The 689-nt window shown below is 62.0% G+C and carries 1 protein-coding gene; it reads left to right on the forward strand.

Annotated features, from left to right (window positions below):
* On the forward strand, window positions 1-642 hold a 642-nt coding region (locus tag BN3659_RS04610; protein ID WP_141682492.1), incomplete at its 5' end, for a M20/M25/M40 family metallo-hydrolase.
* Between the last annotated feature and the right edge of the window lie 47 nt (window positions 643-689).

Consider the following 689-nt stretch of genomic DNA (forward strand, 5'->3'; position numbering starts at 1 on the left):
CCGGGCTTCTACGACGATGTGCGCGAGCTCACTCCCGCCGAACGCAGGGCTTTCAACAAGGCGCCGTTCAGCCTCTCGGAGTACAAGAAGTCGCTTTCGATCGGCGCTGTCGAGGGCGAAGCGGGCTTCACGACGCTCGAACGCACGGGCATACGGCCCTCGCTCGACGTGAACGGCATCTGGGGCGGCTACATCGAGGAGGGCACCAAGACGGTGATTCCCTCCAAGGCTTCGGCCAAGATCTCGATGCGTCTGGTCCCGAATCAGGACTACCGCAAGATCAGCAAACTCTTCGAGAAGCACTTCCGGGCCATCGCCCCCAAGAGCGTGAAAGTCTCGGTGAAATCGCTCCACGGCGGCATGCCCTATGTGGCGCCGACCGATATGCCGGCCTACAAAGCGGCCGAAAAGGCCATAGAGACCGCTTTCGGACGCAAGCCGCTGCCCTTCTACTCGGGAGGTTCGATCCCGATCATCAGCGGCTTCGAGGCGATTCTGGGCATCAAGTCGCTGCTCATGGGCTTCGGGCTCGCGGAGGATGCGATCCACTCGCCCAACGAGAGCTTCGGGCTCGAACAGTTCTACAAGGGCATCGAGACGATTCCCTATTTCTACGCCTATTTCGCCCGCAGCGGCAGGTAGGAGGCGCCCCGGCGGCATCCGATCGCGGAGAGGAGGGATAAAACCCC

The sequence above is a fragment of the Alistipes sp. CHKCI003 genome (assembly GCF_900021155.1).
GTDB lineage: Bacteria > Bacteroidota > Bacteroidia > Bacteroidales > Rikenellaceae > Alistipes > Alistipes excrementavium.